Here is a 561-nt window from a genome sequence, read left to right on the forward strand (position 1 = left end):
GCCACCGGCGCCACCAGCGGTGTAGCGCAACCGCCGCCGCGCCCTGCAGTCGACCAGACCACCCGATGAAACTGCGGCGGTGCGCAGAAAGTCCAGGCTCCGCGGATCCATACCGGCCTTCTGGCGGGTCTTACTCAGCAGGCGTCGCACACCCCGAGCGGCGTCCCGCTTGAGGAGATGTCCGTGGGCTTCGGCGAAGGCACGACCGAATGAACGACCTGTTCGGGACCCGCGGCGACGACGAGCCCCGCCAGCGTTCCTCGCGCGAGCGCGGCTCGACGCCGCTGGACCGTCTCGGCTTCGGCAGCGGCAACTCCAGCGCCGGCCGCTCCGCCACGCCCCGGCGCGCGATCTCCCCGGTCCGGGTCGTGATCGCCGCGACCGTCGTGTTGGCTGTGTTCGGCATCGCCGGGGTCGCCACGTTGGCTGGCACCGGAAGTTCCACCCAGCTCGCGGACCCGTCCACCTCGTCTAGCCCCTGGAATGCGGCCTCGAGGAGCCGCGAGCCCGCAGAGGCATCCGCCGACCAAGCCCCGTCTGGGAGCTCCAGCGTGGGACCGG

The 561-nt window shown here is 72.0% G+C and carries 1 protein-coding gene; it reads left to right on the top strand.

What is annotated here, in order from left to right; all coding sequences use genetic code 11:
- Window positions 1-209 precede the first annotated feature (209 nt).
- Window positions 210-561: hypothetical protein (locus ACFPBZ_RS29530; RefSeq protein WP_378039666.1), on the top strand; the 352-nt coding region annotated here is incomplete at its 3' end.

Source organism: Actinomycetospora atypica, from assembly GCF_042653685.1.
Classification (GTDB): Bacteria; Actinomycetota; Actinomycetes; order Mycobacteriales; family Pseudonocardiaceae; genus Actinomycetospora; species Actinomycetospora atypica.